Source organism: Streptomyces sp. NPDC020731, assembly GCF_044334705.1.
Lineage (GTDB): Bacteria > Actinomycetota > Actinomycetes > Streptomycetales > Streptomycetaceae > Streptomyces.
The window spans coordinates 1-26,965 of record NZ_JBIRTN010000013.1; the positions used below are offsets into that span (position 1 = coordinate 1).

24 protein-coding genes and 1 riboswitch are annotated in these 26,965 nt (G+C 72.6%); of the genes, 14 read left to right on the forward strand and 10 right to left on the reverse strand.

What is annotated here, in order from left to right:
- The first annotated feature begins 522 nt into the window (after positions 1–522).
- From ACH4VX_RS20685 to ACH4VX_RS20700, 4 genes are all read left to right on the forward strand, one after another.
- Positions 523–1,473 carry a cytochrome c oxidase assembly protein gene (locus tag ACH4VX_RS20685; protein WP_398368910.1) on the forward strand — a complete coding sequence of 317 codons (951 nt, stop codon included), beginning with the start codon at positions 523–525 and terminating at the stop codon, positions 1,471–1,473.
- Positions 1,474–1,675: 202 nt separating this feature from the next.
- Complete coding sequence (locus ACH4VX_RS20690) at positions 1,676–2,953, forward strand: DUF6777 domain-containing protein (RefSeq protein ID WP_398369252.1); 1,278 nt, start codon at positions 1,676–1,678, stop codon at positions 2,951–2,953.
- Between the two features lie 4 nt (positions 2,954–2,957).
- Positions 2,958–4,763, forward strand: a complete 1,806-nt coding sequence (locus ACH4VX_RS20695) for a protein kinase (RefSeq protein ID WP_398368911.1) — start codon at positions 2,958–2,960, stop codon at positions 4,761–4,763.
- A 13-nt stretch (positions 4,764–4,776) separates the two neighbouring features.
- Positions 4,777–4,953 carry a membrane protein gene (locus ACH4VX_RS20700; RefSeq protein WP_030865508.1) on the forward strand — a complete coding sequence of 59 codons (177 nt, stop codon included), beginning with the start codon at positions 4,777–4,779 and terminating at the stop codon, positions 4,951–4,953.
- A 22-nt stretch (positions 4,954–4,975) separates the two neighbouring features.
- Here ACH4VX_RS20700 and ACH4VX_RS20705 read toward each other — a convergent pair whose 3' ends face one another.
- The 4 genes from ACH4VX_RS20705 to ACH4VX_RS20720 are packed head-to-tail and all read right to left on the reverse strand — an operon-like array spanning position 4,976 to position 9,059.
- Complete coding sequence (locus ACH4VX_RS20705; RefSeq protein WP_398368912.1) at positions 4,976–6,181, reverse strand: sensor histidine kinase; 1,206 nt, start codon at positions 6,179–6,181, stop codon at positions 4,976–4,978.
- Complete coding sequence (locus ACH4VX_RS20710) at positions 6,178–7,890, reverse strand: cation acetate symporter (RefSeq protein WP_398368914.1); 1,713 nt, start codon at positions 7,888–7,890, stop codon at positions 6,178–6,180. The genes ACH4VX_RS20705 and ACH4VX_RS20710 overlap by 4 nt, the downstream gene beginning before the upstream one ends.
- Positions 7,891–7,909: 19 nt before the next feature.
- The gene (locus tag ACH4VX_RS20715) at positions 7,910–8,269 is read right to left on the reverse strand and encodes a hypothetical protein (RefSeq protein ID WP_398368916.1); all 360 of its coding nucleotides are present in this window, start codon (positions 8,267–8,269) and stop codon (positions 7,910–7,912) included.
- A gap of 16 nt (positions 8,270–8,285) precedes the next feature.
- A complete protein-coding gene (locus ACH4VX_RS20720; RefSeq protein ID WP_398368917.1) occupies positions 8,286–9,059 on the reverse strand; it encodes a LytR/AlgR family response regulator transcription factor in 774 nt (257 codons plus the stop codon).
- Between the two features lie 77 nt (positions 9,060–9,136).
- Between ACH4VX_RS20720 and ACH4VX_RS20725 the strand changes: the two genes are divergently transcribed.
- The 5 genes from ACH4VX_RS20725 (at position 9,137) to ACH4VX_RS20745 (ending at position 15,617) form a co-directional block, all read left to right on the forward strand.
- Positions 9,137–9,640, forward strand: coding sequence for an Lrp/AsnC family transcriptional regulator (locus ACH4VX_RS20725; protein ID WP_398368919.1), 504 nt, complete (start codon positions 9,137–9,139; stop codon positions 9,638–9,640).
- 123 nt (positions 9,641–9,763) lie between these two features.
- Positions 9,764–10,576 (forward strand): dimethylargininase, encoded by an 813-nt coding sequence (gene ddaH / locus ACH4VX_RS20730; RefSeq protein WP_398368921.1) that lies wholly within the window; start codon positions 9,764–9,766, stop codon positions 10,574–10,576.
- Positions 10,573–11,799 carry an ornithine--oxo-acid transaminase gene (gene rocD / locus ACH4VX_RS20735; protein WP_398368923.1) on the forward strand — a complete coding sequence of 409 codons (1,227 nt, stop codon included), beginning with the start codon at positions 10,573–10,575 and terminating at the stop codon, positions 11,797–11,799. Before ddaH ends, rocD begins: the two co-directional genes overlap by 4 nt.
- 126 nt (positions 11,800–11,925) lie before the next feature.
- The gene (locus ACH4VX_RS20740; RefSeq protein WP_398368924.1) at positions 11,926–14,376 is read left to right on the forward strand and encodes a SpoIIE family protein phosphatase; all 2,451 of its coding nucleotides are present in this window, start codon (positions 11,926–11,928) and stop codon (positions 14,374–14,376) included.
- Between the two features lie 11 nt (positions 14,377–14,387).
- Positions 14,388–15,617, forward strand: coding sequence for a PP2C family protein-serine/threonine phosphatase (locus tag ACH4VX_RS20745; protein ID WP_398368926.1), 1,230 nt, complete (start codon positions 14,388–14,390; stop codon positions 15,615–15,617).
- 19 nt (positions 15,618–15,636) lie between these two features.
- Here ACH4VX_RS20745 and ACH4VX_RS20750 read toward each other — a convergent pair whose 3' ends face one another.
- On the reverse strand, positions 15,637–16,092 hold the full coding sequence (locus ACH4VX_RS20750) for an RpiB/LacA/LacB family sugar-phosphate isomerase (protein ID WP_398368928.1): 456 nt from the start codon (positions 16,090–16,092) through the stop codon (positions 15,637–15,639).
- A gap of 189 nt (positions 16,093–16,281) precedes the next feature.
- Here ACH4VX_RS20750 and ACH4VX_RS20755 point away from each other — a divergent pair, with 189 nt between their 5' ends.
- Entirely contained in the window at positions 16,282–17,007 is a 726-nt protein-coding gene (locus ACH4VX_RS20755; protein WP_398368929.1) for a lysophospholipid acyltransferase family protein, read from the forward strand.
- Positions 17,008–17,077: 70 nt separating this feature from the next.
- On the opposite strand, the gene ACH4VX_RS20760 is transcribed toward ACH4VX_RS20755, so the two are convergent.
- On the reverse strand, positions 17,078–18,679 hold the full coding sequence (locus ACH4VX_RS20760) for an alpha/beta hydrolase (RefSeq protein WP_398368930.1): 1,602 nt from the start codon (positions 18,677–18,679) through the stop codon (positions 17,078–17,080).
- 243 nt (positions 18,680–18,922) lie between these two features.
- Positions 18,923–19,552 carry a TetR/AcrR family transcriptional regulator gene (locus tag ACH4VX_RS20765; protein WP_398368932.1) on the reverse strand — a complete coding sequence of 210 codons (630 nt, stop codon included), beginning with the start codon at positions 19,550–19,552 and terminating at the stop codon, positions 18,923–18,925.
- A gap of 107 nt (positions 19,553–19,659) precedes the next feature.
- Here ACH4VX_RS20765 and ACH4VX_RS20770 point away from each other — a divergent pair, with 107 nt between their 5' ends.
- Complete coding sequence (locus tag ACH4VX_RS20770; RefSeq protein ID WP_398368934.1) at positions 19,660–20,661, forward strand: ABC transporter permease; 1,002 nt, start codon at positions 19,660–19,662, stop codon at positions 20,659–20,661.
- Positions 20,662–20,749: 88 nt separating this feature from the next.
- Here ACH4VX_RS20770 and ACH4VX_RS20775 read toward each other — a convergent pair whose 3' ends face one another.
- A complete protein-coding gene (locus ACH4VX_RS20775) occupies positions 20,750–21,037 on the reverse strand; it encodes a type II toxin-antitoxin system Phd/YefM family antitoxin (RefSeq protein WP_398368936.1) in 288 nt (95 codons plus the stop codon).
- Between the two features lie 68 nt (positions 21,038–21,105).
- On the opposite strand from ACH4VX_RS20775, the gene ACH4VX_RS20780 reads away from it, so the two are divergent.
- The 3 genes from ACH4VX_RS20780 (at position 21,106) to ACH4VX_RS20790 (ending at position 23,070) form a co-directional block, all read left to right on the forward strand.
- Complete coding sequence (locus ACH4VX_RS20780; protein WP_398368937.1) at positions 21,106–21,741, forward strand: ATP-dependent Clp protease proteolytic subunit; 636 nt, start codon at positions 21,106–21,108, stop codon at positions 21,739–21,741.
- A gap of 7 nt (positions 21,742–21,748) precedes the next feature.
- The gene (locus ACH4VX_RS20785; RefSeq protein ID WP_398368939.1) at positions 21,749–22,057 is read left to right on the forward strand and encodes a hypothetical protein; all 309 of its coding nucleotides are present in this window, start codon (positions 21,749–21,751) and stop codon (positions 22,055–22,057) included.
- A 333-nt stretch (positions 22,058–22,390) separates the two neighbouring features.
- A riboswitch (cyclic di-AMP (ydaO/yuaA leader) is annotated at positions 22,391–22,593 on the forward strand.
- Positions 22,594–22,596: 3 nt separating this feature from the next.
- Positions 22,597–23,070 carry a C40 family peptidase gene (locus ACH4VX_RS20790; RefSeq protein WP_398368941.1) on the forward strand — a complete coding sequence of 158 codons (474 nt, stop codon included), beginning with the start codon at positions 22,597–22,599 and terminating at the stop codon, positions 23,068–23,070.
- 211 nt (positions 23,071–23,281) lie between these two features.
- Here ACH4VX_RS20790 and pheT read toward each other — a convergent pair whose 3' ends face one another.
- Together pheT and pheS are read right to left on the reverse strand one after the other, a co-directional pair.
- Positions 23,282–25,822: a phenylalanine--tRNA ligase subunit beta gene (gene pheT / locus ACH4VX_RS20795; RefSeq protein ID WP_398368943.1), complete on the reverse strand. Its 2,541-nt coding sequence runs from the start codon at positions 25,820–25,822 to the stop codon at positions 23,282–23,284.
- Positions 25,822–26,943: a phenylalanine--tRNA ligase subunit alpha gene (gene pheS / locus ACH4VX_RS20800; RefSeq protein WP_398368944.1), complete on the reverse strand. Its 1,122-nt coding sequence runs from the start codon at positions 26,941–26,943 to the stop codon at positions 25,822–25,824. Before pheS ends, pheT begins: the two co-directional genes overlap by 1 nt.
- Between the last annotated feature and the right edge of the window lie 22 nt (positions 26,944–26,965).

The following is a 26,965-nucleotide window of genomic DNA, read 5'->3' on the forward strand; positions in this document are numbered from 1 at the left end:
GCGTCCACACCTGCGGCCGGCCCGGCTTGATGCCCCGCGGCAGAAGCGGCTCAAGCCGGGCCCACTGGCCGTTCGTCAGATCCCCACGTCCCACGAGACATGATCATGAACGAACAAGATCCACTTTCGCAACAGACCCTAGGGGGTGTCGTTGGATCAGGCCGGCTTCGGGCGACGGCGCCTCACAGCCGAGCCGGGCGGGGTCCGGTGCGTGCGGCCGCAAGGCGGAGGAGGGAGTCGACGCGGAGCGTCGAGGACCGACGACGACGCCGCAGAGGTGCGTGCCGGACCCCGCGACCCCGGCAAGATCCAAACGACATCTCCCAGCTCGGGCCGTTTCGGTTCATCGCGGGCTGCGGGCCGCCGGTGGTCGATCGCGCCCACGCGACGGAGCCGCACGTCGATACAGCCACGCGCCCCTTCGGGGCACGCTTACCGCCCCCGGTGACGGATGTCGCCGGGGGCGGTTCTACTCTGGTGCGGACGGATTGCGTACAACCTGCACGAAACGGGAGCCGGTGGATGGATCACAGCGGGCACGGCATGACCATGGATCTGCCGCCGTTCACGCTGGGGCGAGGACTCGTCTGGTCGGCGGATTCCTTCTTCCTCATCGCCTGCCTGCTGGGGCTGGCCCTGTACGGCTGGGGCGTGGCCCGTCTGGTGCGGCGCGGTGACAAGTGGCCGGTGGGGCGGACCGTCGCGTTCGTCACCGGTGTACTGAGCATCGGGCTCATGATGTGCACCAGGCTGAACGACTACGGCATGGTCATGTTCAGCGTGCACATGGTGCAGCACATGATGATCAGCATGGTGTCGCCGATCCTGATCCTGCTCGGCGCCCCGATCACCCTCGCCCTGCGCGCGCTGCCGCCGGCCGGGCGGGGCCGCAGAGGGCCGCGCGAGCTGCTGCTGATGCTGCTGCACAGCCGCTACATGCGGGTCGTCACCCACCCGGTGTTCACCATCCCGCTGTTCATCGCCAGCCTGTACGGCCTGTACTTCACCCCGCTGTTCGATTTCCTGATGGGTTCCGAGGTGGGGCACATCGCGATGATGGTGCACTTCCTCGCCGTCGGCCTGGTCTTCTTCTGGCCGATCATGGGGGTGGACCCGGGTCCGCACCGGCCGGGGTATCTGATGCGGATGCTGGAGCTGTTCGCGGGCATGCCGTTCCACGCGTTCTTCGGCATCGCGCTGATGATGGCGTCGACCCCGATGGTCACGACGTTCGAGAACCCGCCCGGCTCGCTCGGCATCGACGCGCTGTCCGACCAGAACGCGGCCGGCGGCATCGCCTGGGCGTTCAGCGAGGTCCCCTCCGTACTGGTGCTGCTGGCGCTGCTGTTCCAGTGGTACGCCTCGGACCAGCGGCAGGCGAAGCGCCAGGACCGCGCCGCCGACCGGGACGGGGACAAGGAACTCGAGGCGTACAACGCCTATCTGGCCTCATTGAACGCACGCGGGAACTGAATTCACCGTCTCCCCGGTCCCCTTGAACGGGGAATTTCCACCGGTAACATGAATGCCTCAGGGGGAACCGCCGGGGGGAGCGGTGATGGCACTTCGCGCGTTCACGCACAGGGTGGGAAAAGCAGCGATTCGGAAGATCTCCGTCCTGTCGTTGTTACTTCTCGTCGCCAGTGGGTGCGATTCGGTCACACCTTTGTTCGACGTGAAGGCGGTGGCCGCGGGGGCCGCCTCCCTCGCGCCGTTCTTCGACGAGCGCGGCGGACTCGGACGGGACGCCGACGTGCGCTCGCGGCCCGCTCACGGCGGTCTGCAGCAGGGGGACACGCCCGGCCTGTACGGGGGCACCGGCAAGGCGGCGATCTGCGACGTCGAGCGGTTGAGGCGGTATCTCGCCGAGCCGCGCAACGACCGCAGGGCGCGGGCCTGGGCCGGCGCCCTGGATCTCCGTACGGATGAGATACCGGAGTATCTCGACGGGCTCACCCCCGTTCTCCTGCGTCACGACACTCTGGTGAAGAACCACGACTACAAAAAGGAAAAGGCCGTTCCCTTCGACGCGCTGCTGCAGGCGGGAATCGCGATTCTGGTCGACGAGCATGGACTACCGGCGGTGAAGTGCTCGTGCGGAAATCCACTGCGGCCCTTCGAGGGGGACAAGAGCAGGATTTCCGTCTCGTTCGACGACGAAAACAAGAAGTGGAAGGGGTATGGCCGTTCCGAGGCCGTGGTCGTGCGGCCCGCGTCCCACGAACTGGAGCGGATCGCCCTCGTCAACGTGGAGGATCCCGACCGGGGCGTCGAGCGGCCCGTGGGGACGACGGGTGAGGAGGACACCGCCTTCGACACGCGGAAGCGGCAGGCGGTGCCGTCCCTCATCGGGACCACGTTCGGTGAGGCGAGCCGGCGGCTGGCCGGGCGAGGGCTGGCGGTCGCGTACGACGGGGAGAACGCGCCGCCGGACGGCGCGCGGGTCACGGCGTCCGATCCGGCCGCCGGGGCCGAGCTGCGGTTCGGGACGCACGTCACGCTGAGCGTGGTGGAGGACACGGGTACGTCCGCCGACGGGAGCACTCCCCCGGGTGCGGAGTCGTCTCGGGGGACGAAGGATCCCGGATCGCCGCCGCCGTCATCACCGTCCGCGTCGTCCTCCGGGCCGGCGAAGTCCGAGCGGCCGGGGGCGCGGGGCGGGACACCGGGAGACACGTCCGCACCGGCCGGCTCCGCTCCGCCGCCCCCGCCGAGCACCGGGTCCACCCCGCCTCCCGAGCGCTCCACGCCCCCTCCGACGCCCCCGAAAACCCCCGGGACCGGCTCCCCGCCTCCCGGCTCGGCCGCATCGCCACCACGGACCACCGCCTCCACTCCTCCGACCGGTGACCCCGTCACGACCGGCGCGCCCCCACCACCGACCGGCAGCCCCGCGAGCAGCGCCCCGGCCACGGGCACCCCCGCCGAGCGCCCCCGGCGAACCCGGGAGTGACCGGATGCCCTCATCACCGACGTCGGGAGTGGGCCGGGTCATCGCCGGCCGCTATCTGCTGCTGCACCGGCTGGGCAGCGGTGGCATGGGGCACGTCTGGCTCGCCCAGGACCAGAGACTCGCGTGCGAGGTCGCGCTGAAGGAGATCGTGTTCGGCGACCCGGCCGAGCCCGGCCAGGAGCGGGAGGCCCGGGTCGCCCGGGCGCGCGCGGAGGCCCGGCACGCGGCCGGTCTGCGCGGTCACCCCCATGTGGTGACCGTGCACGACGTGCTCGAGCACGAAGGGCTGCCGTGGATCGTCATGGAGTACGTGGCGGACGCCGTCGATCTGCGGGAGCTGCTCGCGCGGAGCGGTCCGCCCGCCCCCGCCGAGTGCGCCCGGATCGGGCTGGCCGTGCTGGACGCGCTGACCGCCGGGCACGAGCGGGGCGTGATGCACCGGGACGTGAAACCGGCGAACATCCTGCTGGCCCCGGACCGCACCGGATCGCCGTACGGGCGGGTACTGCTCACCGACTACGGCATCTCGGTGCGGCCGGACACCGGGGAGACGCGGTACACGATGGCGTCCGCGCTGGTCGGCACGGCGGGCTATCTGGCGCCGGAGCGGGCCACCGGCGGTCCGCCCACCCCCGCGGCCGACCTGTTCTCGCTGGGCTGCACGCTCTACCACGCGGTGGAGGGCCGCGGCCCCTTCGCGCGGGAGTCCCCGCTGGCGTCGGTCACCGCCGTGGTCATGGAGGACCCGCGTCCACCGGTGCGGGCAGGCGCGCTGGAGCCGGTGCTGCGGGGGCTGCTCACCAAGGATCCGGACCTGCGGGCGACGGCGCGTGAGGTGGAGGCCGAGCTGGCGCGCATCGTGACGCCCCTGACGGAGGCGTACGCACGGACGCGGACGGACCTCGGCTCCCAGCGGCCCTGGGCCGCCTCCGCGCGCCCGGCGCCCGGAGCGGACGCCCGTGGCCCCGTCGGCGGCGGCGCCCGTCGGCGCCCCCGCCCGCACGCGCTGCGCGCGGTCCTCACCGGCGGGCTGGGTCTGGTGCTGGCCCTGGGCGGTGCCTGGTACGCGCTGGCCGACCGCGACAGCGGCGGCGGGACGGCGGTGCCGTACGGGGAGGCCGTCGGGCTGGTCGAGCCGCTGGAAGAGGGCGACTGTGTGCTGGCCGACTGGTCCGGTGGCGTCCGGTTCACCGGCACGCCCCGGCTGGCTCTCGACCCGACCTGTGCGGACCAGGCGCCCGACGGACAGGTCGTGGCGTTCGTCCGGGCCGCCTCGGACGAGGAGGCGCGGGAGCGGGGGCCGGCCCGCTGCGAGGAGCGGACGCGGGAGCTGCGCGGCCGGCTGGCCGACGTCCGCGGCCTGGCCGTCGTACCGACGTCGGACGGGTTCGAGGCGGCCGGGGGGCGTACCGCCTGTCTGGTGCTGGGGGCGCACGGGCCGGTGTACGGACCGCTCGGGGACCGGCGCCGCCTGGGGACGGCGTTCGCCGACACGGCGACGATGCAGCGGCGGGACTGCCTGGACGTGCGGTCCCGCCGGGAGGCGCGGCTGGTGGCGTGCGACGGGACGTACGACGAGCAGGTGCTCGGGTTCACCCGGCTGGGCAAGGACGTCACGCTCGCCGAGGCGCGCACCGGGTCGGACGCGGCGTGTGCGCGCGAGGTGCCGCCGCGTGAGTACGGCTTCGACCCGTCGGTCCACGAACCCGGGTCGTGGACCAGTGAGGGGCCCTGGAAATCGGGCACACATGTCGTCGTGTGCACCGTAAGGAGGCAGAACGGGGGCACCATGGAGGGAGCCGAACCATGAGGAGGGTGCCGCGATGCCCGGTTCCACGAACGGTTCCACGTCGACGAAGACCATGGGGGTGCTCACCGTCGGCGGTCTGGTCGCCGTGACGGCGTACACGGTGGCGCTCGGCAGCAACGGCTGGCTGTGGTTCGGCTGGGTCGTCCTGGGGCTGATCACCTTGGGAATGGTCGCCACCCGCAGCACCTGAGAGGCGTCCGGGGCGGCCGGCCTCACTTCGGGGTGAGCCGCCCCGTCAGGTGCACACCCGGCTGGTACTTCGGCAGCCGGACGGTGATCTTCATGCCCGCGCCGACGGCGGTCTCGATGACGAGGCCGTGGTCGTCGCCGTAGACCTGACGGAGCCGGTCGTCGACGTTGGACAGTCCGATGCCGCCGGTGGGGCTGACCTCGCGGGCGAGGATACGGCGCAGCAGGCCGGGGTCCATTCCGGCGCCGTCGTCCTCGATGACGACGAGCGCCTCGGCTCCGGCGTCCTGCGCGGTGATCTGGATGCGGCACTTGTCGGCCTTGCCCTCCAGGCCGTGCTTGACGGCGTTCTCCACCAGTGGCTGGAGGCAGAGGAAGGGCAGCGCGACCGGCAGTACCTCGGGGGCGATCTGCAGGGTGACGGAGAGGCGGTCGCCGAAGCGTGCCCGCACCAGCGCCAGATAGTGGTCGATGGCGTGGAGTTCGTCGGCGAGGGTGGTGAAGTCGCCGTGACGGCGGAACGAGTAGCGGGTGAAGTCGGCGAACTCCAGGAGCAGTTCGCGGGCCCGCTCGGGGTCGGTGCGCACGAACGAGGCGATCACGGCGAGCGAGTTGAAGATGAAGTGCGGGGAGATCTGGGCGCGCAGGGCCCTGATCTCGGCCTCGATGAGACGGGTGCGGGACTGGTCGAGGTCGGCGAGTTCGAGCTGGACGGAGACCCAGCGGGCGACCTCCCCGGCGGCCCGGACCAGGACCGCGGACTCGCGGGGCGCGCAGGCGACGAGCGTGCCGTGCACCCGGTCGTCGACGGTGAGCGGGGCGACCACCGCCCAGCGCACCGAGCAGTCGGGGGTGTCGCAGGTGAGCGGGAACGCCTCGCCGCGGCCGGTGTCGAGGGGGCCGCCGAGGCGTTCCATGATCTCGGCGCGGTGGTGGGCGCCGGCGCCGTCCCAGACGAGGACCTGGTCGCGGTCGGTGAGGCAGAGGGCGTCCGTGCCGAGCAGGGAGCGCAGCTTGCGGGCGGACTTGCCGGCGGTCTCCTCCGTCAGGCCGGCCCGCAGCGGGGGCGTGGCCAGGGACGCGGTGTGCAGGGTCTCGAAGGTGGCGTGCTCGACGGGGGTGCCGAGTCCGGCGAGGCCGGCGGGGCGGGCGGTGCGCCGGCCGATCCAGAACCCGGCGGCCAGCAGGGGCAGGACGGCGACGAGCAGACCGGCGAGGAAACCGCTCATGCGGACACCTCCGTACGGAGTTCCTCCGGCAGGTGGAAGCGGGCCAGTACCGCCGCCGTGCCGGGCGGCACCCGGCCGGGGGTGGCCAGGGACACCAGGATCATGGTGAGGAAGCCCAGCGGCACCGACCACAGTGCGGGCCAGGCGAACAGCGCGTGCCAGGGCCCCGTGCCCGGGTAGCCGGCCATGGTCGCGGCGACGGCGGCGAACGCGGAGCCACCGCCCACCAGCATCCCGGCGGCCGCGCCGGGCGGGGTCAGCCGGCGCCACCAGATGCCGAGGACGAGCAGCGGGCAGAACGACGAGGCGGAGACGGCGAAGGCGAGTCCCACGGCGTCGGCCACCGGCAGTCCGCCGACCAGGAGGCTCGCCCCGAGGGGTACGGCCATCGCGAGGACGGTGCCGAGCCGGAAGTGCCGTACGCCGCGCGAGGGGAGCACGTCCTGGGTGAGTACGCCGGCCACGGCCATGGTGAGCCCGGAGGCCGTCGACAGGAACGCGGCGAAGGCGCCCCCGGCGACCAGCGCCCCGAGGAGGTCACCGCCCGTCCCGCCGATCATCCGGCCCGGCAGGAGCAGGACGGCGGCGTCCGCGTCGCCGGTGAGGGTGAGTTCGGGCGCGTAGAGCCGGCCGAGGGCCCCGTAGACCGGTGGCAGGAGGTAGAAGGCGCCGATCAGGCCGAGGACCGCGACGGTGGTACGGCGGGCGGCCACGCCGTGCGGGCTGGTGTAGAAGCGGACCACGACGTGCGGCAGTCCCATGGTGCCGAAGAAGGTGGCGAGGATCAGTCCGTACGTGGCGTACAGCGGGCGTTCCTCGCGGGACTCGGCGCGGGAGGGCGACAGGGCGTCGTCGGCACCGCGTCCGGCGGCGGGGACCTCGGCGCCCTCGGCGAAGGTGAGCCGGGTGCCGCCGTCGATGCGGTGGGTGCCGGCGGTCAGGCCGGTCTCGGTGCCGTCGTGGTCACGGCCGTCGACGGTGCCGTCCACCGTGACGGTGAGCGGCCGGTCGAGCCGGAGGTCGAGGGTGTCGTCGATGCGGACCACCCGTTGTTCGCGGAAGGCGGCCGGCTCGTCGAAGGCGTGGCTGGGGGCGCCGTCGCTCTGCCAGGCGGTGATCAGGAAGAGGGCGGGGACGAGCAGGGCGGTGAGTTTCAGCCAGTACTGGAAGGCCTGCACGAAGGTGATGCTGCGCATGCCGCCCGCGCCGACGATGACGGTCACCACCACGGCGACGATCACCCCGCCGAGCCAGTCGGGCGCTCCGGTGAGGACGGTCAGGGTGAGCCCCGCACCCTGGAGCTGGGGCAGCAGGTACAGCCAGCCGACGCCGACGACGGAGGCTCCCGCGAGCCGTCGTACCGTCTGGGAGGCGAGCCGGGCCTCGGCGAAATCGGGCAGGGTGTAGGCGCCGGAGCGGCGCAGCGGGGCGGCGACGAACAGCAGCAGCACCAGATAGCCGGCGGTGTAGCCGACCGGGTACCAGAGCATGTCCGGACCCTGCACGAGGACGAGTCCCGCGATGCCCAGGAAGGAGGCGGCGGAGAGGTACTCGCCGCTGATGGCGGCCGCGTTGAGTCGGGGGCCGACGGTGCGGGAGGCGACGTAGAAGTCGGAGGTGGTGCGGGAGATGCGCAGGCCGAAGGCGCCGACGAGGACGGTCGCGAGAACGACGAGGGCGACGGCGGGAACGGCGTAGGTGGAGTTCACGGCGTGGGACGTCCTGGTCTCAGCGGTCCTCGACGAGCCGCACGAAGTCGCGTTCGTTGCGTTCGGCGCGGCGCACGTACCAGCGGGCGAGCAGGACCAGCGGGGGGTAGAGCCCGAAGCCGAGCACCGCCCACTCCAGGCGGCGGGCGTCCGGGGCGGCGGCGAAGACCAGCGGGAGCGGGCCGACGAGCAGGACGAGGACGGCGAACACGGTGAGTCCGGTGCGCAGCTGGATGCGCATCAGGGAGCGGACGTAGGTGTGGCCGAGGGTGGTCTGCTCGTCGATCTCGGTGCGCGGGCGGTAGTAGCCGGAGGAGCGGCGGGCGCGGCGGGGCGGGCCGGTGACGACCACCCGGCGTTCGGTCGGGTCCTGTGGCATGTGCGCTCCCCCCCGCCTAACTCGTGGTCCGGCGCATCAGCAGGTCCCGCAGTTCGCGGGCGTGCCGCCGGCTGACCTGGAGTTCCTCGGAGCCGATCAGGACGCTCACGGCGCCCGCGTCGAGCCGGAGTTCGCCGATGTGGCGCAGGGCGACCAGATGGCGGCGGTGGATGCGGACGAAGCCGCGGGAGCGCCAGCGCTCCTCCAGGGTGGACAGCGGGATCCGTACGAGGTGGCTGCCCCGGTCGGTGTGCAGGCGGGCGTAGTCGCCCTGGGCCTCGACGTGGGTGATGCCGTCGACGGCGACGAAGCGGGTCACGCCGCCGAGTTCGACGGGTATGTGGTCGGGGTCGGGTTCGTGCACGGGGATGCGCGGGGCGGCGGTGCCGCGCTGCGCGGCGGCGCGCAGTTCGACGACGCGGCGGACCGCCTCGGCCAGCCGTTCCTTGCGCACGGGTTTGAGGACGTAGTCGGCGGCATCGAGGTCGAAGGCCTGGACGGCGAAGTCCTCGTGGGCGGTGACGAACACGATGAACGGCGGCCGGGCGAACCCGGTGAGCAGCCGGGCCAGGTCGAGGCCGTCGAGGCCGGGCATCTGGATGTCGAGGAAGACGACGTCGATGGCCTCGGGCCCGTCGGGTCCCGACTCCAGGGCACGGTTGATGCGGCGCAGCGCCTCGGTGGCGTCACCGGCACCCTCGGCGCTGCCGATGCGGGGGTCGGCGTTCAGCAGGTAGAGCAGTTCCTCCAGTGAGGGGCGTTCGTCGTCGACGGCGAGGGCGCGCAGCATGAAGGTGGAGTGTAGGGGTGATTTCCACGTCTGGACATGCCCCGGACGTGGGCGTTCGCGCTGGATACAGTGCCCGCATGAACAGCAGGCCCGCGTCGTTCGACGAACTCGACCGGAAGATCGTCACCGCGCTGATGGCGAACGCCAGGACGTCCTTCGCCGAGATCGGCGCGGCCGTCGGGCTGTCGTCGACGGCGGTCAAGCGCCGGGTGGACCGGCTGCGCGAGACCGGGGTGATCACCGGCTTCACGGCGACGGTGCGGCCGTCGGCGCTGGGCTGGCGCACCGAGGCGTATGTCGAGGTGTACTGCGAGGGGGCGGCGCCGCCCCGGCGGCTGGCGGAGGTGGTGCGCAACCATCCGGAGATCGCCGCGGCGATGACGGTGACCGGCGGCGCGGACGCGCTGCTGCACGTGCGGGCGCGGGACGTGGAGCACTTCGAGGAGGTGCTGGAGCGGATCCGCCAGGAGCCGTTCATCCGGAAGACGATCAGTGTGATGGTGCTGTCCCATCTGCTGCCGGACAGTCCTGAGGCAGGAGTGAGCCAGCCCGCGCCGGAGGGCGCACCAGACGTGCGCTGAAGGGTGCAACTGCGCAGCATTCCTGCGTGAACACGCAGCTCTTGTTCCTTGTCGCCCGTATCGCTCGCTTCCTACCGTGGTCTCACCCCTGTCGAGACCGCGTGGAAGCGGAGGAACCCCTCTGTGCCCGACTTCCGTGTGGCGTCCCGGCGGCGATACCTCGTCTGCGAACCCAGACACTTCGCCGTCCGGTACGCGATCAATCCCTGGATGCATCCCGACCGCCCCGTCGACGTCGCCCTCGCCCGAGGCCAGTGGCGGACGCTGATCGACGCCTACCGTGACCACGGTCATACCGTGGAGACCGTGAAGCCCGAGCCCGCACTGCCCGACATGGTGTTCGCCGCGAACGCGGCGGTCGTCGTGGAGGGCCGCGTCTTCGGCTCCCTGTTCCTGGCGCCCGAGCGGCGCCCGGAGTCCGTGCCGTACGAGGCCTGGTTCAAGGCCGAGGGGTACGAGGTGCACCATCCCGAGTCGGTGTGCGAGGGCGAGGGCGACCTGGTGCCCGCCGGGCGCTGGATCCTCGCCGGCACCGGCTTCCGCACCACCCGTGAGGCGCACCGCGAGGTGCAGGAGTTCTTCGGGGTGCCGGTGATCGGCCTGACGCTGGTGGATCCGTACTTCTACCACCTGGACACGGCGCTGTTCGTGCTGGACGAGGAGAACGTCGCGTACTACCCGGAGGCGTTCTCTCCGGGCAGCCGCGAGGTGCTCGCCCGGCTGTACCCGGACGCGGTGCTCGCGACCCGTGAGGACGCGACGGCGTTCGGGCTGAACTCCGTGTCCGACGGGCGCCATGTGTTCGTCTCCCCCGGGGCCACGGCCCTCGCCGCCCGGCTCGCCGACCGCGGCTACGTCCCCGTTCCCGTCGACCTGTCCGAGTTCCACAAGGCAGGCGGGGGCATCAAGTGCTGCACACAGGAGATCCGCTCATGACCTCTGTCGTCCCCGCGCGCACGTCCGCCGAGCTGATCGGTGCGGAGGAGCCGGTCCTCGCGCACAACTACCATCCGCTGCCCGTGGTCGTCGCCCGCGCGGAGGGCGCGTGGGTGGAGGACGTGGAGGGCCGGCGGTACCTCGACATGCTGGCCGGCTACTCGGCGCTCAACTTCGGCCACCGGCATCCGGCGCTGATCGAGGCGGCGCACCGCCAGCTGGACCGGCTGACGCTGACCTCGCGCGCGTTCCACAACGACCGGCTCGCCGAGTTCGCGGAGCGGCTGGCCGCGCTGACCGGTCTCGACATGGTGCTGCCCATGAACACCGGTGCGGAGGCGGTGGAGAGCGGGATCAAGGTGGCCCGCAAATGGGCCTACGACGTGAAGGGCGTCCCGGCGGACCGGGCGACGATCGTGGTGGCGGCGGACAACTTCCACGGCCGTACGACGACGATCGTGAGCTTCTCGACGGACGAGGTCGCGCGGGCCGGTTTCGGCCCCTTCACCCCTGGCTTCCGCGTGGTCCCGTACAACGATCTCGCGGCGCTGGAGGCGGCGGTCGACGAGACGACGGCGGCGGTGCTGATCGAGCCCGTCCAGGGCGAGGCGGGTGTGATCATCCCGGACGACGGTTATCTGGCCGGGGTGCGGGAGCTGACGCGCCGCGCGGGATGCCTGTTCATCGCCGACGAGATCCAGTCGGGTCTCGGCCGTACGGGCCGCACGCTCGCCGTGGAGCACGAGTCGGTCGTCCCGGACGTCGTCCTGCTCGGCAAGGCGCTGGGCGGCGGCATCGTCCCGGTGTCCGCGGTGGTGGCCCGGCGGGAGGTGCTCCAGGTGCTCCGTCCGGGTGAGCACGGGTCGACCTTCGGCGGCAATCCGCTGGCCGCGGCGGTCGGTACGGCCGTGGTGGAGCTGCTGGAGACGGGCGAGTTCCAGCGCCGGGCGGCGGAACTGGGCGGGATCCTGCGCGAGGGCCTGGAGTCGCTCCTCGGCAGGGGCGTGGTCGGCTTCCGCTCCCGCGGCCTGTGGGCGGGCGTGGACGTCGACCCGGCGCTCGGCACCGGCCGCGAGGTCAGCGAACACCTGATGCGGGAGGGCATCCTGGTCAAGGACACCCACGGCTCCACCATCCGCCTGGCCCCGCCCCTGACCGTCACGGCGGAGGAGCTGCAGAGCGCCCTGCACACCGTGGAGAAGGTGCTGGCCCGGCAGTCCTGAGCCACCGCCGTCCCCCGCCGAGGGCCCGGCGGGGGACGGCGTATCCCAGGACGTCCTCATCCCGCCCGAAGGGTGAAGATGGGGACAAGAGGGGGTAGACCACTCTCAGCGACAGAGAGGTCGGCCGTGGGCGGACACAAGGAGCAGGACGTTGCCCGGCAGGGGTTCGATGTGGCCGACGCCGTTCCCCTGCTGCTCGATCCGCACGGCATGGTGTCGAGCTGGACCGGCGGGGCCGAGCGGCTGCTGGGGTACCGCGCCTCCGAGGCCGTGGGCCGCAAGTTCGCCGAGCTGCTGGTCCCCGAGGACGCCGAGCGGGTGCCGGACCTGGTCGAGCGGGGCCGGTCGGACGGCGACTGGGCGGGCCTGATGACGGCCCGGCACCGGGACGGGCGGCCGGTCGCGTTGATGGTGCGGGTCACGCCGACCGTGGAGCCGCGAGGCCGTTCGTCGCTGCTGGTCCTGCTGTCGGAGCTGGCCGGCTCGGCCGGCTGGGACATGAGCCGCGCCGTGCTGGAGCAGATGGTCGCCGGTGCTCCGATCGGCATCGCGATCGTGGACACGGAGCTGCGCTTCGTGTGGTCCAACGCCGCGCTCGAACAGTTCGGCGGCGGTCCGGCCGGGCGGCGTCTGGGACTGCGGTTCGCGGACGTCCAGCCGGGTATGGACGCCGAGGCGGTCGAGGAGCGGATGCGGCACGTACTGGACACCGGCGAACAGGTGCTCGACTACGAGCACGTCGGCCAGGTCCGTTCGGCGCCGCTGCGCGAGACCGTGCACATGCTGTCGTTCACCCGCCTCGACGACGACCGGGGCCGTCCGATGGGCGTGTACTACACCGTCGTGGACGTCACCGAACGGCACCGCGCCCGGCAGCGCCTCGCCCTGCTCGACCGGGCCGGCGAGCACATCGGCCGCACCCTGGACATCCTGCGCACCGCGCAGGAACTGGCGGACGTGGCCGTGCCGGAACTCGCGGACTTCGTCGTCGTGGACCTGCTGGAGACGGTGCTGCGCGGCGCCGAGCTCCCGCCGGGTCCGCTCACCGATTCCGACCGGGTGCCGCTGCGCCGCGCGGGCCACCGGTCGCTGTACGAGGACCTGCCGCGGACGGTCGTGGAGACCGGGGCGGCCGTGTCGTACCTGGCGGGTTCGCCGCCGGTGCGCTCTCTGACCACGGGCCGGTCCTGGCGTCAGGAGCAGCTCGACCCGCTCGCCCTGGAGTGGGCCACGACACCGGGCGGCCGGGAGTCCACCTTCCTGGAGCTCGGCCTGCAGAGCGCGCTGATCGTCCCGGTCCGGGCCCGGGGCGTCACCCTGGGCGTCACCACGTTCTTCCGCCGCCGCCGGCAGAACCCCTTCGACGAGGACGACCTCAGTCTGGCCGAGGACCTCGTCTCCCGCGCCGCCGTCTGCGTGGACAACGCCCGGCGCTACACCCGCGAGCGGGACGCCGCGCTCGTCCTGCAGCGCAGTCTGCTGCCCCGGCGGCTGCCCGAGCAGGACGCCGTGGAGGTGTCCGCCTGCTACCGCCCGGCCGACGAGCTGACCGGTCTGGGCGGCGACTGGTACGACCTGATCCCGCTGTCCGGCGCCCGTGTCGCCCTGGTCGTCGGCGAGGTGCCGGGGCACGGCATCGACGCCGCCGCGGCCATGGGTCGGCTGCGCACCGCCGTACGGACGCTGGCCGCGATCGATCTGCCGCCCGAGGAGGTGCTCGCCCATCTGGACGACCTGGCGTCCCGGCTGGCGCAGGACGAGGGCGACGGGGAGGCCGGGGACTTCCCCGGCCGGTCCGTCGGGTCCGGCTGCCTGTACGTCGTCTACGACCCGGTGGACGGGCGGTGCACGATGGCGGCCGCCGGCCATCCCGCGCCCGCCGTGGTGGCACCCGACGGCACGGTCACCTTCGTCGACCTCCCGCAGGGACCCGCGCTCGGCGTGGGCGGCCCGCCGTTCGAGGCGGTGGAGCTGGACCTGGCCGAGGGCAGCACGCTCGCCCTGCACACGGACGGTCTGCTGGCCGGCGGGAAGCCCTCGCCCGACGGGACGGACCGCGAACGGCTGCGGCAGGCGCTGCAGGGCGCCGCGACCGCGCTCGAGCCGAGCTGCCGCGCGGTGGTCGACATGCTGGTCCCGGCCCGGCCGTACGACGACGTGGCCCTGCTGATGGCCCGCACCAAACGTCTCGACCCCGGACAGATCGCGGTCTGGGACCTGCCGGCGGATCCGGCGGTCGTGGCCGAGGCCCGCAGGACCAGCACCCGGCAGCTGGCCCACTGGGGGCTGGACGACCTGGTCTTCACCACGGAGCTGGTCGTCAGTGAACTGGTCACCAACGCCATACGGCACACCGGCGGCCCCGTGCGGCTGCGGCTGATCCGCGAGCGGGCGCTGGTGTGCGAGGTGTTCGACGGCGGCGCCACCGCACCCCATCTGCGGCACCCCCGCGCGATGGACGAGGGCGGGCGCGGGCTGCTGCTGGTCTCCCAGCTGGCTCAGCGGTGGGGCACCCGGTTCGTTCCCGACGGGAAGATCATCTGGGCGGAGCAGTCACTGACCGCGCCGCTGGAGTGAGGCGATGGCCCATGGCGGAGGCGTCGATCGACTACGCGGCGGCCTACCAGGCCCTGCCGGGCATGGTGGCGCTGCTGACCCCTGATCTGGTGTACGCGGACGTCAACGAGGCCTTCGTCCGCGGGACCGGGCGCTCGCGCGAGGCCGTGGTGGGCCGCTTCCTGTTCGACGTGTTCCCGGAGAACCCCGACGACCCGGAGGCCACGGGCGCGCACCGTCTGCGCACCTCGCTGCTGCGGGTCCTGGCCACGGGTGAGCGCGACACCATGGCGGTGCAGCGTTACGACGTGGAGAGCCCGGAACACTCCGGGCACTGGGAGGAGCGCTACTGGAGCCCGGTGAACACGCCGGTGCCCGGCCCCGACGGGCGGATCGCGCTGATCGTGCACCGGGTCGAGGAGGTCACCGAACTGATCCGGACCCGGGGCGGCACGGGTGGCGGCCGGGGGCGGGTGCTGGAGGCCGAGCTGTACGCGCGCGCCCGTGAGCTGCAGGAGCTCAACAACCGGCTGCGCCGGGCGCACGCCCGGGAGCGCGAGGTGGCCCTGGCGCTGCAGGAGGCGATGCTGCCCGCCCGCCGGCAGGTCGGCCACCACCGGGCCGCGGTGCGCTACCGGCCGGCGGTGGGCGCGCTCAACGTCTGCGGTGACTGGTACGACCTGGTCGACCTGGTGGGCGGGCACCGCATCGGCGTGTCCGTGGGCGACGTGGTGGGGCACGGGCTGACGGCGGCCGGGGTGATGGGCCAGCTGCGCAGCGCGCTGACCGCCGCCTCCCGGGTGGCGGACGGGCCCGCGCAGGCGCTGAACGTGGTGGGCCGCTACGCCCATGTGGTGGACGGCGCCGAGTCCGCGACCGCGGTGGCGACCTTCATCGACTTCGACCGGCACACCATCACCTACAGCAGCGCCGGCCATCCGCCGCCGGTGCTGCTCCATCGCGACGGACGCGTGGAGTTCCTCGACCGGGCCACCGACCCGCCGCTCGACGCCCAGCCCGACCCGGCGCCCCGGCCGGAGGCGGCCACCGGGTTCGCGCCGGGGGCGACCCTGGTGCTCTACACCGACGGGCTGATCGAACGACGCCGGGAGGACATCGACAGGGGGCTGCTGCGGCTCGCCGAGGCCCTGCGCCGTCACCGGACGCAGGATCCCGAGACGCTCGCGGACACCGTGCTGCTGGAGCTGCTGCCGCCGGGCGGCGCCACCGACGACACGGCGCTGGTCGTCGTACGGCTGTGACCGGCGGGTCCGGGGCGCGTCAGGAGCCGGTGCGCTCCCGGTCGAGGCGTTCCGTGCGTTCCACGTTGCGCCGGTCCTCCGGGTCGTCGCTGGGCGCGCCGGCGAACCAGGCGTCGAGGATCTCCGTCAGCAGCGGCCCGGACGTCAGCCGCAGGCTGAGCGCCAGCACGTTGGCGTCGTTCCAGCGGCGCGCGCCGTCCGCCGTACAGGCGTCCGTGCACAGGGCGGCCCGGACGCCGGGCACCTTGTTCGCGGCGATCGAGGCGCCCGTGCCGGTCCAGCAGCACACCACCGCCTGGTCCGCCGTCCCGTCGGCGACCTCACGGGCCGCCGCCTCGGAGCAGACGGCCCACTGCGGGTCGTCACCGGGGCTCAGGGCGCCGTGCGCGCGTACCTCGTGGCCGCGCTCGCGGAGTTCGGCGAGGAGGGCGCGGGCCACGGGTTCGTCCATGTCGGAGGAGACCGAGATCCTCATGTGTTCGAGCCTACTCCCCCGCGATGCGTCCCTGACGGGCACTCAACCGCCCCGGCACGGCGCGTTCCGTCGCGTCGAACGTGGTGCCGGGCCACGGCACCCGGTCCTAGACTGGCACCCCACGACGTGCCGGATGGCCTGCCGGGATGCGGCGGCACCGCCCGTCCGCCGGAGTCGAGGAGCGTGCCCTTGTTCTACTACCTGCTCAAGTACGTGCTGCTGGGCCCGTTGCTGCGTCTGGTCTTCCGGCCGCGAATAGAGGGCCTGGAGCACGTGCCGTCGTCCGGCGCCGCCATCGTCGCGGGGAACCATCTGTCGTTCTCGGACCACTTCCTGATGCCGGCCGTACTCAAACGGCGCATCACCTTCCTCGCCAAGGCCGAGTACTTCACCGGCCCCGGCCTCAAGGGCCGGCTGACGGCGTTCTTCTTCCACAGCGCGGGGCAGATCCCCGTCGACCGCTCCGGCAAGGAGGCCGGGCAGGCCGCCATCCGGGAGGGCCTCGGCGTGCTGGGCAAGGGGGAACTGCTCGGCATCTACCCGGAGGGCACGCGCTCGCACGACGGCCGCCTCTACAAGGGCAAGGTCGGCGTCGCGGTGATGGCTCTCAGGGCGGGCGTCCCGGTGATTCCCTGCGCGATGATCGGCACGTTCGAGGCGCAGCCGCCCGGCAGGAAGATTCCCCGGATCCACCCGGTGGTGATCCGTTTCGGCAAGCCGCTGGACTTCTCGCGCTACGCGGGGATGGAACACGAGAAGGCGGTCCTGCGCGCCGCGACCGACGAGCTCATGTACGCCATCCTCACCCTGTCCGAGCAGGAGTACGTCGACCAGTACGCGGCCGTCGCCAAGGCGGAGGACGCCGAGCGCAGGGCGGAGGACAGGCGCCGCTTCCCGCGCATGCCGCTGAACTGATCCTTGCGCGCACACGGCACGAGGGGCGGCCGGAGAGTTCCGGCCGCCCCTCGTGCCGTACGGCGTGGGCTCAGGGCTTCGGTGTGGCGTGCGGTGCGCAGGTCACGTCGGAGCGGTCCAGCTCGCCGGTGAGCAGGTAGGTGTCCACCCGGTCGTTGACGCAGGAGTTGACCAGGCCGGTGACACCGTGGGATCCGGCGTTCCTCTCGGTGATGAGGCGGGAGCCCCTGAGCCGCTGGTGCAGCTCGACGGCGCCCGCGTACGGGGTGGCCGCGTCACGCTCGGACTGGACGATCAGCACCGGCGGCAGGCCCTTGCCGGACGTGACGTCCACGGGCGTCCGCTGCTTGACCGGCCAGGTGGCGCAGGGCAGGTTCATCCAGGCGTTGGCCCAGGTCATGAACGGATGGTCCCGGTGCAGCCGGGTGTTGTCGCGGTCCCACTTGCGCCAGCTGGTGGGCCACTTGGCGTCGGTGCACTCCACGGCCGTGTAAACGGCGTTGCCGTTCTCCGAGGCCGCGTTGCCGGCGATGTCGGAGAGATCGGGGGCGGCGGCGTCGACGAGCGCCTGGGTGTCGCCGGCGACGTACTGGCTGAAGACGGTCGCGACCGGGACCCACGCGGAGTCGTAGTACGGGGCGCTCTGGAAGAAACCGATCAGCTCGGCGGGTCCGACGATCCCGCCGATCGGGTCCTTCTCGGCGGTGGCGCGCAGCTTCAGCCACTGGGCCTGGACGGCGTCGCGGGTGGTGCCCAGGTGGAAGGCGGCGTCGTTCTTCGCGACCCAGTCCTGCCAGTCCTTCCAGCGGCCCTCGAAGGCGACGTCCTGGTCCAGGTTGGCCTGGTACCAGATCTTGTCGCGGGAGGGGTTGACGACGCTGTCGACGACCATGCGGCGGACGTGGCCGGGGAAGAGGGTGGCGTAGACGGCGCCGAGGTAGGTGCCGTAGGAGACGCCGAGGAAGTTGAGCTTCTTCTCGCCGAGAGCGGCGCGGATGACGTCGAGGTCGCGCGCGGTGTTCGGCGTGGTCATGTGCGGCAGCATCTCGCCGCTGCGCTCGTGGCAGCCCTCGGCGTACTCGCGGGCGAGCTTGCGCTGGGCCCGCTTGTCGGCCTCGTCGCGGGGCACCGGGTCCATCTTGGGCGCCTTGACGAACTCCTGCGGGTCGGCGCAGGAGATGGGCGCGGACTTGCCGACGCCGCGCGGGTCGAAGCCCACGAAGTCGTAGGCCTCGGCCGTGTTGGCCCAGACCGGGTTCTTGGCGGTGACCCGGGCCGGGAAGCGCAGACCGGAACCGCCGGGACCGCCCGGGTTGTACAGGAGCGCGCCCTGGCGCTCGCCCTTGGTGCCGGTGTTGCCGATGCGGTCGACGGCGAGCTTGATCTGCTTGCCGTACGGCTTGGCGTAGTCCATCGGCACCGAGACCCAGCCGCACTGGATCGGCTTGGCCAGGTTCCAGTCGGCGGGGCAGTCCTGCCAGTCGACGCCGGTCTTCGCGGCCCGGGCGGCGGCGATCGCCACGCCCCTGGCCTCGCGGTCCTTGCCGTGGTGGGTGTCCGCCGTCGCGCTCGCCGTGGGCGCCGCGACGGCGCCGGCTATGAGCGTCGCCGTGACGAGCACTCCGGCCGAACCGAGCCCCACCGCCCGCCTCTTCGGTCTGCTGTCCCTCAAGTGGGGCCTCCCCGTTCATCGTTGCGATGGGTACGGGGGATCCTCTCTGCTGTGAGGTCACCGGGAACAGGGGCCGAGGCCGTTCTTTGCCAATCCGATAACCGGGTAATGGCACTCCGCCAATCGGACGCACTTTCAGCCCGTCCGGCGTTCGAGGACAGGACCGTCCAGGCCGAAGGGGGCCCGGGGGCGAAGCCCTCGGAGGCGGGGAACGGGAACGGGCGGCGGGGCGATCACCACCCGTCAGGTGTCCGTCCGGGCCGGCCCCATGGTCATCAGCGCCCGCAGGCCCTCGCCCAGCGTCCGCTCGGAGATCCCTCCGAAGAGGGCCATCTGGGCGGCAAAGCCCTGCACGAGCGCGATCATCGCCCGGGCCACCGCGTCGGTGTCGGCGTCGGCCGGCATCAGGCCGGCGTCCTGGTAGCTCTCGACGACCCTCCCCCAGACCGCGCGGACCTTCTGGTACCCGTCGCCCAGCACGGCCGCCAGTTCGGGGCTGCGCGTGGTCTCCGTCCACACCTGGATCATCAGCCGCGGGAACATCCACTCGCCGCCGTCCAGGGTGGCCGGCCGCTGCTCCCTCATCCGGGCCAGGGCGTGCGGGATGAGCACGTCGGGGGTGGGCGGCGGACTTTCCTGGACGGCCCGCTCGAGAATGCCGCGCACCGTGTCGAGCACATCGGTCACGATCGCGGCGATCAGTTCGTCCTTCCCGCGGAAGTACCGGTAGACGGCGCCCGCGGAGAGGTCCACCTCCTTGAGGACGTCCTGCATCGAGGTGGCGTGGAAGCCGTTGCGGGCGAAGCAGGACGCGGCGCCGTCGAGGATCTGGCGGCGGCGGGCGTCGAGGTGTTCCTGGGATACGCGGGCCATGGCCGCAATCTAAAACGAACATTCCTTCTTGACAAGGAGCGGGCGGAGCGGGACGGTGGCGGTGAACTTAAAACGAACGATCCTTCTTTTTGGTCACCGGAGTCCTCATGCCCCTCTCGACACTGTCGCCGCGCCGTCGCGTCGTCGCCGTGACGCTGCTGATCCCCGCCCTGGTGGCGCTGGCACTCTGGGCCTTCGCCTGGCCCGCGGCCCGTACGGCGCCACATGACCTGCCGCTCGGCGTGGCCGGCTCCGCCGCCGCGACCGCACCGGTGGAGCAGCGACTGGAAGGCCAGGAGGGCGCCTTCGACCTCCACCACTACGCCGACGAGGCCGCCGCCCGGGAAGCGGTCGAGGACCGCGAGGTGTACGGCGCGGTCGTCGTCACCGGGCAGGGGCCGAAACTGCTCACCGCGTCCGCCGCGAGCCCGGTCGTGGCCCAGTTGCTGCAGCAGGCGGTGACCCACCATGCCTCCGCCTCCGGCAACCAGGTCGCCACCGTGGACGTGGTGCCCGCCGCCGAGGCGGATCCGCGCGGCGCGGTCCTGAACACCAGCGTGCTGCCCCTGGCCCTGGCCGGGATCGGCGCCGGCTCTGCGGTGACGCTGCTGGGGCTGCGCGGCGTCCGCGCGGTGGCCGCGCTGGCCGGGTCCGCCGCCCTGGTCGGCGCGGTGGCCGCGGCGCTGGCGCACAGCTGGCTGGAGGCCGTTCCGGGGAACTGGTGGACGGTGGCCGGTACGTTCGCGCTGGCCGCGCTGGCCATGGGTGCGGCGGTCGCCGGACTCGCGGCGCTGTTCGGACGGGCGGGCATCGCGCTCGGCGGCTTGGTGATCATGCTGCTCGGCAACCCCTTCTCGGGGGCGTCCTCGGCGCCGGAGATGCTGCCCGAGCCGGCCGGGGCGATCGGCCGGTGGCTGCCGCCGGGGGCGGGCGTGTCGCTGCTGCGCTCGGTGTCCTTCTTCGACGGCGCGGCGGCGGCCGGCCCCGCCCTGACACTGACCTGGTGGGCGGTGCTGGGCCTGGGCGCCGTACTGGCCGGCGGCGCGCCGAGGGAACGCATGAGGGACGCGGAGCCCGCCACCGAGCCGAGTCCGGCTCCCGTCGGCTGACCGGCCGCACGACCACCCGTCTCCGGCGCACGGACCGACCGCGCACCCCGCCGTGGCGGACGGGGGTGCGCGGTCCTGTCGTACGGGCTTACGAGGTGGCCGTCCCCCGGTGCTCCGCCGCGATGCCGAAGCGCTGCCGTTCGCGGGGAGCGGACGTGACCTCGCGGACGCCGGCCACCGCACTGATCACCTGCTCCTCGGCGGGCTCCTGCGCCTCCCTGAGTTCTTCGAGTCGTCGCAGGTCATCGGCGGACACGAGGGCGACGAGGGGCTTTCCGTGCCGGGTCACGACGACGCGCTCACCGCCGTACACCACGCGGTTGATGAGGTCGGCGAGCTCAGCCCTGGCTTGGGTAACCGGAATCTCGTAGGCCATGGACCCATCATAACGTCACGTACGTCCTGTACATTTTTTACAGAGACGACCAGACAGGAGGGGCTCTCATGACCCGACCGTCCGCCCGCCACGTCCTGCCCGAGCTCACCGAACGCACGGCATCGGGGAACCGGACGCCGGACCCCTGCTCGAAGCTGCTCGAGGAACGGATCGTCATCCTCGGGACACAGATCGACGAGACCTCCGCCAACGACGTCATGGCGCAGTTCATGTACCTGGAGCACCACTCCCCCGACCGGGACATCTCGCTCTACGTCAACTCCCCCGGCGGCTCCTTCCACGCCATGTCGGCGATCTACGACACGCTGCGCCACGTCTCCTGCGACGTGGAGACGGTCTGCCTGGGCCGGGCGGAGGGCGCCGCCGCGCTGCTGCTGGCCGCCGGCACCCCGGGCAAGCGACTGCTGCTGCCCGGCTCCCGTCTGGTGCTCCGTCAGCCCTCCCTCCCGGAGCCGGTCGAGGGACAGGCCGGCGATCCGGTGATCCGGGCCGAGGAGTCGACCCGTGTCCGGTCACGGATGGGGGAGATCCTGGTCCGGCACACGGGCCGCACCGCGGAGCGGGTCCGGGCGGACGTCGAGCGGGACAAGGTCCTCGACGCGCAGGCGGCGGTGGAGTACGGCCTGGCGGACCGGATCGTGCCCGGCCGCAGGAGCACCTCCCCCGTCACCGGCACGAGGTGAGCCGCGGATGCTGCCACCGGAGCTGCCGCCGCTGCCCGCGCTGACCCGCGCGGAGGCCGAGCTGATCGACCGTTACCTCGAGGCCGTCGACCTGCTCGGCCGGGTCAACCCGGCCCTGGGCGGTGACACCTACCGCGGACTGCGCGCGGCTCAGGCGCTGGTCGGCAAGGCCGTCGCGCTGCGCGACGCGCTGACCCTGATGCACCGGCGCGGCGAGAGCGAACTGCACTCCGGCACGCTGGCCCGGGCCCTGCGGGCGCTGGACGGCGAACGGCGCACGGCCAGGGTCACACTGCCGCCGGACCCCGGCAGTTGACGCCCGCGGGCGCCGGACAGCGGCCCCGGCCGGCGGTGCACCCCGGCCGGGGTTGAAACGGACCGAACGGCGTACCCCCGTCCGGCGTAGACGAACCTGCTGTTTTCGAGCCCTCGAAGTTGCGCAACGCACGTACCGCACGACCGGAACGGTGCTTTTCATCCCTGGTCCGCGGCTCCTCCGGGCCTCGGCGAAGGTCCGAACAGAGAGGTGTCCACCCGAACGGGTGAGTGGTGAGTAACAACACAAATCCCACGTTCCGTTGGGATTTCGATCGCGTCATGAGCCAAGATCCCTGACTGACGACAAGACCCCGCCGCCGCGGCGGGGCGATCCGGGCGGACGCCGAGTCCTGCCGCCGCCCGGATGACCGGTCGACAGGAGTGGATCGGCAGGAGTGGAGGACCCAATCACGACGGGCCGCCGGGACGTCAGTTCCGAGCAGTCCTTGGGGTGAAGCCGCACGTGTGCGGCCGGGCAACTTCGCCAGCCCGAATCCGACAGGTCATCCTTCACAGGCGGCTGACGAAGGGTTGCGCATGACTGCGCTCAATCGTGTCCCGTCTCTCATGGCCCGGGCCGGCACGGCCTCGGCCCTCACCCTGGCCGCCGTGGGCGGCTCCATCGTGGTCCCCGGAGCCGCCTCGGAGGCGGCCGCCGCGACCTCGGCCACCAAGGCGCTGCACATCGCCGCCTCCAAGAAGGGCTCGCCCTACAAGTGGGGCGCCACGGGGCCGTACAGGTTCGACTGCTCGGGTCTGACGCTGTACTCGTTCAAGAAGGCGGGCAAGAAGCTGCCGCGCACCGCCGCCCAGCAGTACAACAAGACGCGCCACGTCTCCGCCAAGAGCCGCAAGGCGGGAGACCTGGTGTTCTTCCATTCGGGCAGCTACGTCTACCACGTCGGCATCTACGCGGGTAAGGGCAAGATCTGGCACGCCCCGAAGACCGGGGACGTGGTGCGCCTGCAGAAGATCTGGACCCGCAGCGTCTGGTACGGCCGGGTGAGGTGACCGCGGGGGGGGGGGGGGGGGGGGGGGGCCCCCCCCCCCCCCCCCCCCCCCCCCCCCCCCGGAACCCGGTGGTTGTCGGCCCTGCGGCGGACGGGGGCGGGCATGGGGTTTTCGCCCCCGCCGCCCCTTCCCGTCCCTGGGGGCTGCGCCCCCGGACCCCCTTTGTCCTCAAACGCCGGACGGGCCGGCCGAGGGGGCCCGACGGTCTGGATCAGCCCCTCAGGACCGCCCCGGTGCGGTCGCCCGCGAGGGTGACCGCCGATTCGCGGGCCGCCGACGCCTCGTCGACGGTCAGCGTGCGGTCGGTCGCACGGAACCGCAGTGCGTACGCCAGGGACTTGCGGCCCTCGCCGAGCTGCTCGGCGTTCTCGTACACGTCGAACAGGCGGATGGACTCCAGCAGTTCACCGGCGCCCTCGCGCAGCGCCGCCTCGACATCCGAGGCGGGCACGAACGCGTCGACGACCAGCGCGACGTCCTGCGTGGCGACCGGGAAGGTGGAGATGCCCGGCGCCTGCGGGGTGTCGTCGCCGACCTGCTCCAGGGCGTCCAGGTCCAGCTCCATCGCACAGCTGCGCGCGGGCAGGCCCAGGGTCTTCAGGACGCGCGGGTGCAGCTCGCCGGCGTGGCCGATGATCCGGTCCTCGCCGTCGACGGTGACGGTCAGCTCGGCGCAGCGGCCCGGGTGCCACGGCCCGTACTGGCCCTTGCGGACGCCCAGTTCGGCGCCGGCCTCACGGGCGACGGTCCGGGCGGCCTCGACCGCGTCGGCCCAGTCGGCCGCGCGGCCCCTGCCCCACCAGCCGGCCTGCTCGCGGGCGCCGGTCAGCACGACGGCGACGTGCCGCGGCTGGTCGGGCAGCGCGGCGTTCAGCGCGGCGATGTCCGCCTCGCTGGGCCGCCGGTCGACGGGCAGGTTCGCGGCGACCCGCTGCTCCTCGCGCGGCTGGAAGACCAGGCCGGTCTCGAACAGCGCGAGGTCGTGCGAACCCCGGCCGTCGTTGCGGCGCAGCGCGCCGAGCAGGCCCGGCAGCAGCGTGGTGCGCAGCGCGGGCTCCTCGTCGCTGAGCGGGTTGACCAGCTTGACGACACGGCGGGCCGGGTCGTCGGCCTCCAGGCCGAGCTGGTCGAAGACCTGCTCGCCGACGAACGGGTAGTTCAGCGCCTCGACGTAACCGGCCCCGGCCAGGGCCCGGCCGATACGGCGGTGCAGTCGCTGGCGGGCGGTCAGACCCCGGCCGGCGGGCGGCCTGGGCAGGGTGGAGGGCAGGTTCTCGTAGCCCTCGAGCCGGATGACCTCCTCGGCCAGGTCGTTCGGGTCGGTGAGGTCGGGCCGCCAGGACGGCACGGTGACGATCAGCTCGTCCTGCCCGTACACGTCGCAGCCGACCTCCTGGAGGCGGCGTACGACGGTCTCGCGGCCGTACGCCACGCCCGCGACCTTGTCCGGGTGGTCGGCCGGGGCGGTGATGGTGTGCGGCGCGGTCGGGGCGACGACCTCGGTGACGCCGGCCTCGGCGGTGCCGCCCGCGAGCAGCACCAGCAGGTCGACGGTGCGCTGCGCGGCAGCGGCGGCGGCCGCCGGGTCGACGCCGCGCTCGAAGCGGCGGGACGCCTCGGAGGACAGCTTGTGGCGGCGGGCGGTGCGCGCGACGGACACCTGGTCGAAGTGGGCGGCCTCGATGACCACGTCACTCGTCGCGTTCCCGGTGTCGCCGTGGTCCGCGATCTCCGTGTCGGCGCCGCCCATGACGCCGGCGAGGCCGATGGGGCCGCGGTCGTCGGTGATGACGAGGTCCTCGGCGTGCAGCGTGCGCTCGACGCCGTCGAGGGTGACGATCTTCTCGCCCTCGGCGGCCCGGCGCACGCCGATGGTGCCCTGGACCAGGGAGCGGTCGTAGGCGTGCAGCGGCTGGCCGAGCTCCATCATCACGTAGTTGGTGACGTCGACGGCGAGCGAGATCGGGCGCATGCCGACCTTCTGCAGCCGGCGCTTCAGCCAGATCGGGGAGCGCGCCTCGGGGCTGAGGCCGGTCACCGTACGGGCGGTGAAGCGGTCGCAGCCGGCCGGGTCGGACACCTTCACCGGGTAGCCGAACGCGTTCGGGCCGGGCACGTCGAGGAGGGCCGGGTCGCGCAGCGGCAGGCCGTAGGCGATGGCGGTCTCGCGGGCGACGCCACGGAGGGAGAGGCAGTCGCCGCGGTTGGCGGTGACGGCGATGTCCAGGACCTCGTCGACGAGTTCGAGGAGCTCGATGGCGTCCTTGGCGACCTCGGTCTCCGGCGGCAGCACGATGATGCCGTGCGTGCCTCCCCCAGACTCCGTCCGGGGGGACCCCCAGTCGCCCATGCCCAGCTCGTCGGCGGAGCAGATCATGCCGTGGGACGTCCTGCCGTACGTCTTGCGGGCGCTGATCGAGAAGCCGCCGGGCAGGGTGGCGCCGGGGAGGACCACGACGACCTTGTCGCCGACGGCGAAGTTGCGGGCGCCGCAGACGATCTCCTGCGGCTCACCGGTGCCGTTGGCCCGCCCCACGTTCACCGTGCAGAAGCGGATCGGCTTCTTGAAGCCCTCCAGCTCCTCAATGGTCAGTACCTGGCCGACGACGAGGGGGCCCTTGAGGTCGGCGCCGAGGTGCTCGACGGTCTCGACCTCCAGGCCGGCCGAAATGAGCTTGGCCTGTACGTCACGGCCGGTCTCCGTCGCCGGCAGGTCGACGTACTCCCGCAGCCAAGAAAGCGGGATCCGCATCAGATCTCCATCCCGAACGGCCGGGTGAACCGGACGTCACCCTCGACCATGTCTCGCATGTCCTCGACGTTGTGGCGGAACATCAGCATCCGCTCGATGCCGAACCCGAAGGCGAAGCCGCTGTACTTCTCCGGGTCGACGCCGCAGGCGGTGAGCACCCGCGGGTTGACCATGCCGCAGCCGCCGAGCTCGATCCATCCCTCGGACGAGCAGGTGCGGCAGGGCCGGTCGGGGTCGCCGACGGACGCGCCCTTGCAGACGTAGCAGAGCATGTCCATCTCGGCGCTCGGCTCGGTGAAGGGGAAGAAGTTCGGCCGCAGCCGGGTCTTCATCTCCGCGCCGAACAGCGACTGGACCATGTGGTCCAGGGTGCCCTTGAGGTCCGCCATGGTCAGTCCCTCGTCCACGGCGAGCAGCTCGACCTGGTGGAAGACGGGGGTGTGCGTGGCGTCCAGCTCGTCGGTGCGGTACACGCGGCCGGGGCAGATCACGTAGACCGGCAGCTCGCGGTCGAGCGCCGAGCGGATCTGCACGGGCGAGGTGTGGGTGCGCAGCACGACACCGGACTCGGTGCCGCCCTCGGGGCCTTCCACGAAGAACGTGTCGGCCTCGCCGCGGGCCGGGTGGTCCGGGCCGATGTTCAGGGCGTCGAAGTTGAACCACTCGGCCTCGGCCTCGGGGCCCTCGGCGACCTCGTAGCCCATGGCCACGAAGACGTCCTCGATGCGCTCCGACAGTGTGGTGAGCGGGTGGCGGGCGCCGGCCGGGACGCGGTCGTAGGGCAGCGTGACGTCCACGGCCTCCTCGACCAGGACGCGCGCGTCGCGCTCGGCCTCGAGTTCGGTCTGGCGGGCGGCGAGGCCCTTGTTCACGGCACCGCGCGCCTGGCCGACGCGCTTGCCGGCCTCGGCCTTGGCGTGCGGCGGCAACGCGCCGATCTCTCGGTTGGCCAGCGCCAGCGGGGAGGTGCCGCCGGTGTGGGCGACCTTGGCCTCCTGGAGCGCGTCGAGGGAGTCCGCAGCGGCGAAGGCGGCGAGCGCCTCGTCCCGCATGCGCTCGATCTCTTCCGGTTTCAACGTCTCGACCTCGACAGGGTCGTACGACTTATTCGGTGCCGACATCTCTTCCCGTACTTCCGATTGT